The sequence below is a fragment of the Rhodoferax sp. OV413 genome (assembly GCF_945881795.1).
Classification (GTDB): domain Bacteria; phylum Pseudomonadota; class Gammaproteobacteria; order Burkholderiales; family Burkholderiaceae_C; genus Allorhodoferax.
Genome location: NZ_CAMCVG010000100.1, coordinates 1 through 7,403 on the forward strand (window position 1 = coordinate 1; position 7,403 = coordinate 7,403).

A 7,403-nucleotide genomic window follows, 5' to 3' on the forward strand; every position below is an offset into this window, starting at 1 on the left:
TTGAATCCATTCCAGTTGGCCGAGCCCGTAATAGATCAGGTACACCTGAATCAGCAGCGGCGTGCCACGAATCACATAGGTGTAGCTGCCGACCAGCCAGCGCAGCGCCGTCCAGCGGCTGGTCAAAGCAAGGGCACACAGCAGCGCCAGCACGCCGCCGATGGCCAGCGAAGAGAAGAGCAGCCCGAGCGTTGTGGAGATGCCGCTCAGGTAGAGCTGCAGGTTGTGCGGCTCGAAAATGACGTGCCACTTCATAGCGAAACCCGGGTGGTGCCCAGGCTGAAGCGCTGGTTGACCCGGCGCAGCACCCACAGAGACACGCTGGTGTACACCAAAAACAGCACCGCGCTGAATAGGAAAAACTCAAACGGCGAACGCGTGGCCGCACTGGCTTGCTTGGAGAGGTAGGTCATCTCCTTCAGGCCAATCAGGCTGACCAGCGCGGTGCCCTTAATCAGTACCAGCCAGTTATTGGTGAAGCCGGGCAATGCATAGCGCACCATTTGCGGCAGGGTGATGCGCACAAAGGTCTGCGTGCGGCCCATGCCAAAGGCCCAGGCAGCCTCAGTCTGACCTTTGGGGATGGCCAGAATGGCGCCCCGGAAGGTTTCGGTCATGTAGGCGCCGTAAATGAATCCGATGGTCAGCACACCCGCCAGAAAGGGGTTGATATCTACAGTTTTTTTGCTGCCGGCCCACTCCAGCAAGTGGTTCAGGCCGATGGTGCCGCCGTAAAACACCAGCAGCATCACCACCAACTCCGGCACGCCACGAATCAGGGTGGTGTAGGCGGTGGCCGTGGCCCGCAACACCGGCTGCCCTGAGAGTTTGGCTGCCGCACCCAGCAGACCCAGCCCGATAGCCACCAACAGGGCACACAGTGATACCGCGACGGTGAGCACCGAGCCCTGCAAGATGGCGATGTAGTACGGATTCATGGCAGCCGCGGGGGCAATGAAAGAAACGGGGCGCAGCAATGCGCCCCGTTGAGCTTGCAAAGGCGGGGTTTATTCGCCGTAGACGTCGATGTTGTACTTGGCAAAGTACTTGTCGTTCAGGGTCTTGTAGGTGCCATTGGCGCGGATGGACTTGATGGCATCGTTGAGCTCGCCCTTGAGCTTGTCTTCACCCTTGCGCAATGCAACGCCTGCGCCGTAGCCGAAGTACTGGGGCATCTTCAGGTCCGGGCCCACCAGCTCGTATTTGGCGCCTTCAGGCTTGCTCAGGAAGCCACCGGTGACTTCCATGTAGTCTGCGACTGTGCCGTCCAGACGTCCGGACTTGATGTCCAGATAGACCTGGTCTTGCGCTTCATAGGAGTTCACCACCACACCGGCGGGCTTCAGGTCGCCCAAAGCGTATTTTTCTTGGGTGGAGCCTTTCAGAACGCCGATTTTCTTGCCTTTGATCGAGGCCGCGTCGGTGAACGTCACACCCTTTTTCAGCACCAGACGGCTGGGGGTGTTGTAGTACTTGTCGGTGAAGTCCACTTCCTTCATTCGTTCATCGGTGATGGACATGGAGGAGATGATCACGTCGTACTTCTTGGCCACCAGTCCGGGAATCATGCTGTCCCAGACCTGTTCCACGAATTCGCATTTGCGTTTGATTTGTTCGCACAGGGCGTTGGCAATGTCCACATCAAAACCGGTGGGCTGGCCGTCGGCGGATTTGAAGGTGAAGGGCTCGTAGGTGGGGTCGATGGCGACCTTCAGGGGGCCGGCTTCAGGCGCGGCAGCAGCAGGTGCAGAGGCCGGCGCGGCAGATGCCGCGGGTGCTGCTTCTTCTTTTTTGCCGCATGCGGCCAATATGGAGATGGCGGCCAAGGCCAGCAAGAGTTTTTTCATGAAAAGTTCCAGGAAGTGCCGACTGACGCCGGCGGTTGCTACAAAAAAAATTCATTCTACGGGGTCAAAGGTACCCAGGTCGGGCCGCGCGGCATAGCCATGAGCCTTAGCCCTTTGTCGCCGCCAAGAGGCGTAAAACCTTACACTCGGCAGCACCTCCCCCCGGATTTCTATGAACGCCCCTGTCGACGTCTCTTTTTTCGCGCGCGCCGCCAAGCCGATCTCCAGCTACCGCAAGTACTGGGCCTCGCGCTTTGGAACAGCGCCATTCCTGCCGATGAGCCGTGCCGAAATGGACATGCTGGGCTGGGATAGCTGCGACATCATCATCGTCACCGGCGACGCGTATGTAGACCACCCCAGCTTCGGCATGGCGGTGATCGGGCGCATGCTGGAGGCTCAGGGTTTTCGGGTCGGCATCATCGCCCAGCCCGACTGGACCAGCGCCGAGGCCTTTAAGGCACTGGGCAAGCCCAACCTGTTTTGGGGCGTGACCAGCGGCAACATGGACTCCATGATCAACCGCTACACCGCAGACCGCAAGATCCGCAGTGATGACGCCTACACCGCCGGCGATGTGGGCGGCAAGCGCCCAGACCGCGCGGCCATTGTCTACAGCCAGCGCTGCCGCGAAGCCTACAAAGACACGCCCATCGTTCTGGGCGGCATCGAAGGCAGCCTGCGCCGCATCGCCCATTACGACTACTGGAGCGACAAAGTGCGCCGCAGCATTGTGGTGGATGCCAAGTGCGATTTGCTGCTATACGGCAATGCCGAGCGCGCTATTGTGGAAGTGGCCCACCGCCTGGCTGCCAAGGAACCGGTGGAGCACATCACCGACGTGCGCGGAACTGCCTTCGTGCGCCGGCCGGATGATGAGAGCGCCCGCTGGCAGGGCGACGGCAGCGAACAAGGCTGGTTCGAGATCACCTCCACCACCGTGGACGAGCCTGGCCGTGTAGAGGCGCACATCAACCCCTACATGACTACCAGCGAGCTGGCCGCTGACAACGGCGCCACCTGTGCCAAAGATGATGGCCAGGCGCCTACATCCGGGTCAGATTCCGGTCCCCAAACAAAGCCCGCTACGTCCTCCCTCGGGCCTGCCCTCGCTCCGCTCACGTTTTTTGCCAACCCCGCGCTTTCCGGCGGTAAGGGCAAGCTCAAGGTGCCGCCACGCGAACGCTCGGTCATCCGCCTGCCCAGCTACGAGCAGGTCAGGAGCGACCCGGTGCTCTACGCCCACGCCAACCGCGTGCTGCATCTGGAGACCAACCCCGGCAACGCACGGGCCCTGGTGCAAGCCCATGGCGAAGGTGCGACCGCGCGTGATGTCTGGATTACCCCGCCGCCCATTCCGCTGACCACCGCGGAGATGGACTTTGTGTTCGACCTGCCCTACGCGCGCAGCCCGCACCCCGCCTACGCCGATGAGGCCGGCAGCCATGACGGTGCGACCAAGATCCCGGCGTGGGAGATGATTCGATTCAGCGTCAACATCATGCGCGGCTGCTTTGGCGGCTGCACCTTTTGCTCGATCACCGAGCACGAGGGCCGCATCATCCAAAGCCGCTCGGAAGAATCCATCATTAAAGAGGTGGAAGACATCCGCGACAAGGTTAAGGGCTTCACCGGAACTATTTCAGACTTGGGCGGCCCGACCGCCAACATGTACCGTTTGGGCTGCCGCAGCCCCGAGATTGAGGCAGCCTGCCGCAAGCCCAGCTGTGTCTACCCCGGCATTTGCCAGAACCTGACGACTGACCACGGCCCGCTGATCAAAATTTACCGCCGCGCACGCGGCCTCAAAGGCATCAAGAAAATCCTGATTGGTTCGGGCCTGCGTTACGACCTGGCCGTCAAGAGCCCCGAATACGTGAAAGAGCTGGTGCAGCACCATGTGGGCGGCTATCTCAAAATCGCCCCCGAACATACCGAGCAGGGGCCGCTGACCAAGATGATGAAGCCCGGCATCGGCAGCTACGACAAGTTCAAGCAGCTTTTCGAAAAATTCAGCGCCGAGGCCGGCAAGAAGCAATACCTGATTCCCTATTTCATTGCCGCCCACCCCGGCACCAGCGATGAAGACATGATGAACCTGGCCCTGTGGCTCAAGAAAAACGGCTTTCGCGCTGACCAGGTGCAAACCTTTTACCCAAGCCCCATGGCCACCGCAACGGCCATGTACCACTCAGGCCGCAACACCCTCAAGCGGGTGCATCGCGCTGCGCAAAGCGATGATGAGACGGTCGACATCGTGCGGGGCGAAAAGCGCCGCCGCTTGCACAAGGCTTTCTTGCGCTACCACGACGCCAACAACTGGCCGCTTTTGCGCGAGGCGCTCAAGACGATGGGCCGCGCAGACCTGATTGGTAACGGCAAGCACCACCTCATCCCCACCTTCCAGCCTTTGGTGGATGGCGGCTACCAGAGCGCCCGCAAGAAAAACTCCACCGCCGCTCCCGCGAAGACATCGCAGGCAAGCGCCGCCAAACCTGCCACTACCACCGCAACCTCCGCTCCCGCCAAAGGGCGTATGCTGACCCAGCATACCGGTTTGCCACCACGCGTAACCGGTTCCACCAAGCCCGCGTTCAAGGCGGCCCGCAAACCGCGCTGATGGATTCGCCCCGGGCGACAGTGGTAAGGCCCACTCATCCATGACCCACATCACTATCCCCACCACTCCCTTCGACGGTCAGCGTCCCGGTACCTCCGGTCTGCGCAAAAAGGTTTCCGTTTTTCAGCAGCCGCACTACCTTGAAAACTTTGTTCAGGCACTGTTTGATGTGCTGCCTGAGACCGCAGGGTTGACGCTGGTGTTGGGCGGCGACGGGCGGTACTACAACCGCGTGGCGATTCAAACCATCTTGCGCATGGCGGCCGCCAAGGGTTATGCGCGGGTGCTGGTGGGTCAGGGCGGCATCTTGTCGACGCCGGCGGTGAGTGCGGTGATTCGACGGCATGGCGCGAGCGGGGGCATTGTGCTTTCCGCAAGCCACAACCCCGGCGGCCCGGACGGCGACTTTGGCATCAAATACAACGTGGGCAACGGCGGCCCCGCCCCTGAAAAACTCACCGATGCGGTTTTCGAGCGCAGCAAGGTGCTGACGAACATTTCTACGGTGGACACCGCCGATATCAGCCTCGAGACCGAGGGTAGCCAGCTACTGGCTGGTATGGAGGTGGTGGTTATCGACCCGGTGGCTGACTATGCCGCGGTGATGCGCGAGTTGTTTGACTTTGAGGCCATTCGCCGCCTGTTTGCCGGCGGCTTCCGGCTGCGGTTTGACGCTATGTGCGCGGTGGGCGGCCCCTACGCGCAGGCCTTGCTCGAGGGCGAGTTGGGTGCGCCTGCGGGCACGGTCGTCAACGGCACCCCGCTGGAGGACTTCGGCGGTCTGCACCCGGACCCCAACCCGGTGAACGCGCAAGACCTGATTGCCCATTTGCTTGCCGAAGATGCGCCCGACATGGGTGCCGCCAGTGACGGCGATGCCGACCGCAACATGATTGTGGGCCGCAAATTCGTGGTTTCGCCCAGCGACAGCCTTGCAGTTATCGCCGCCCATGCCACCCTGGTGCCCGGCTACCGCGGCGGCATTGCAGGCGTTGCGCGTTCCATGCCGACATCAACCGCGGTGGACCGCGTTGCCAAGGCCCAGAACATTCCGTGTTTTGAGACGCCCACCGGCTGGAAGTTTTTTGGCAACCTGATGGATGCCGGCCGGGTGACGCTGTGCGGCGAAGAGAGCTATGGCACCGGCTCCAGCCACGTGCGCGAAAAAGACGGGCTCTGGGCTGTGCTGTTCTGGCTCAATTTGATTGCGGCCACCGGAAAGTCGGTCGAGGCTTTGGTGCGCGGGTTGTGGGCCGATTACGGCCGCTGCGTCTATTCCCGCCATGATTACGAAGGTATTGCCACCGCGCAGGCAGATGCGCTCATGCGCGAACTGCGCGCGTCTCTGCCGAGCCTTGCCGGTCGCGCGATAGAGGGCCTGCCCATCGCGTTTGCTGATGACTTTTCCTACACCGACCCGGTGGACGGAAGCGTCAGCCATAAGCAGGGCGTGCGCGTGGTGATGGAGGACGGCTCGCGGGTGGTTTTTCGCCTCTCGGGCACGGGTACCGAAGGCGCCACGTTGCGGGTCTATCTGGAGCGGCATGAGCCCGACATAGCCCGCCACGACATCCCGGCCCAAGAGGCCCTGCAGCCTCTGATTGCACTGGCAGAGACCGTGGCGCAGATTCGGGCATTCACCGGCATGGACCGGCCCTCAGTCACAACCTGAGCATTAGCCTTAGCCCGAGCATTGGCTTCAGCCGGCCAAGGCAACGTACACGTTTTGCACGTCGTCGTTTCCGTCAATGGCGGCGAGGAATGTTTCCACTTCTTCCAGGGCCTCAGCGCTCAGGCTGCTGGGGTCTACCGGGTTTTTGGCCTTGTAGCCCAGTTTCATGGATAGCACGTTGAAGCCGAAGTTCGGCAGAGCGCGGGCCACCAGGTCCAGGTCCGCAGGCTCTGTGTAAAACACGGTAGTACCCTCTTCGTCGCCGGCTTCAAAGTCTTGTGCGCCGGCTTCGATGGCGGCAACTTCCGCATCAGAATCCGCTGCGGTGGGTGCCGCCTCAACCATGCCCAGGTGGTCAAAGTCCCATGCCACCGAGCCGCTGGTGCCCAACTGGCCTTTGCGGAACAGCACGCGCATCTCGGGCGCGGTGCGCTTGACGTTGTCCGTCAGACATTCCACCATGACCGCCACCTGATGCGGCGCAAAGCCTTCGTAAATCACGTGCTCATAGTGGATGACCTCACCGGTGAGACCTGCTCCTTTTTTGATAGCGCGTTCTAGCGTCTCTTTGGGCATGGAGACCTTGCGGGCCTGCTCGACCACCAAGCGCAGCTTGGCATTGGCAGCCGGATCCGCACCGCCTCGCGCTGCGACAGTTATTTCCTTGACCAGTTTGGTAAACAGCCTGCCTTTGGCATCAGCGACCAGCGCCTTGCCCTTTGCTTTCCATTGCGCGCCCATGGTGATTCTTTCTGAGTGAGATTGTCTTAAATTTTACTTGGCGGCCTGCGGCGCCCTGGCCTGTCTGATGCTGCTGCGGAACTGCTCGATACGCTTTTCGACATGCATGTAAAACAGGTGGCTTGTTCCGAGCGCCATTACCCAGCTCGCGCCAATAAACACTAGCGCCGCGTCGCCGTTAGTCCAGCCCAGTGCCGCCCACGCCGCGTTGGCCAGCAGCAAAACCGCGTAATGCGTCAGGAAGAGGGCGTAAGAGGTGCGGCTGAAGTGTGCAGCCCACCGATTGGCGGGTTGTGGAAGCTGCCACTGGTTGGCACCAAAACTTACCAGCAGGGCTGAGACGCCGATTCCCAGCGCCAGCCGTTCGCGAAATTCCAACGTCAGCGACACCAGTCCGGCAGTCAGCGTGGCAGCATACAAGGCGACCGGCAGGAAACCCTGTCTGCCACGCAAGCCCGCCCACCACGCCAGCGCGCCCAATCCATAGGCCCCGAAGAAGTAGAGCGCCCAAACGTCCCACGAT

General features: G+C 61.4%; 6 protein-coding genes and 1 pseudogene. 2 read left to right on the top strand and 5 right to left on the bottom strand.

Translation table 11 applies throughout. From position 1 onward, the window contains the following. From Q0O05_RS10595 to Q0O05_RS10605, 3 genes are all read right to left on the bottom strand, one after another. Nucleotides 1-255: ABC transporter permease subunit (locus tag Q0O05_RS10595; protein ID WP_293662822.1), on the bottom strand; the 255-nt coding region annotated here is incomplete at its 3' end. Further along, entirely contained in the window at nucleotides 252-938 is a 687-nt protein-coding gene (locus tag Q0O05_RS10600; protein ID WP_293662824.1) for an ABC transporter permease, read from the bottom strand. The genes Q0O05_RS10600 and Q0O05_RS10595, both read right to left, overlap by 4 nt. A gap of 69 nt (nucleotides 939-1,007) precedes the next feature. Then, complete coding sequence (locus tag Q0O05_RS10605) at nucleotides 1,008-1,847, bottom strand: ABC transporter substrate-binding protein (protein ID WP_293662826.1); 840 nt, start codon at nucleotides 1,845-1,847, stop codon at nucleotides 1,008-1,010. A 172-nt stretch (nucleotides 1,848-2,019) separates the two neighbouring features. Here Q0O05_RS10605 and Q0O05_RS10610 point away from each other — a divergent pair, with 172 nt between their 5' ends. Then, on the top strand, nucleotides 2,020-4,467 hold the full coding sequence (locus Q0O05_RS10610; protein ID WP_293662828.1) for a YgiQ family radical SAM protein: 2,448 nt from the start codon (nucleotides 2,020-2,022) through the stop codon (nucleotides 4,465-4,467). A 40-nt stretch (nucleotides 4,468-4,507) separates the two neighbouring features. Further along, nucleotides 4,508-6,139, top strand: a complete 1,632-nt coding sequence (locus Q0O05_RS10615; RefSeq protein WP_293662830.1) for an alpha-D-glucose phosphate-specific phosphoglucomutase — start codon at nucleotides 4,508-4,510, stop codon at nucleotides 6,137-6,139. Nucleotides 6,140-6,166: 27 nt separating this feature from the next. Here the strand turns inward: Q0O05_RS10615 and Q0O05_RS10620 are convergent, their stop codons facing one another. Together Q0O05_RS10620 and Q0O05_RS10625 are read right to left on the bottom strand one after the other, a co-directional pair. After that, complete coding sequence (locus Q0O05_RS10620; RefSeq protein WP_293662832.1) at nucleotides 6,167-6,880, bottom strand: YebC/PmpR family DNA-binding transcriptional regulator; 714 nt, start codon at nucleotides 6,878-6,880, stop codon at nucleotides 6,167-6,169. 33 nt (nucleotides 6,881-6,913) lie between these two features. Continuing rightward, nucleotides 6,914-7,403: pseudogene (locus Q0O05_RS10625) on the bottom strand (hypothetical protein); the annotation flags it as partial.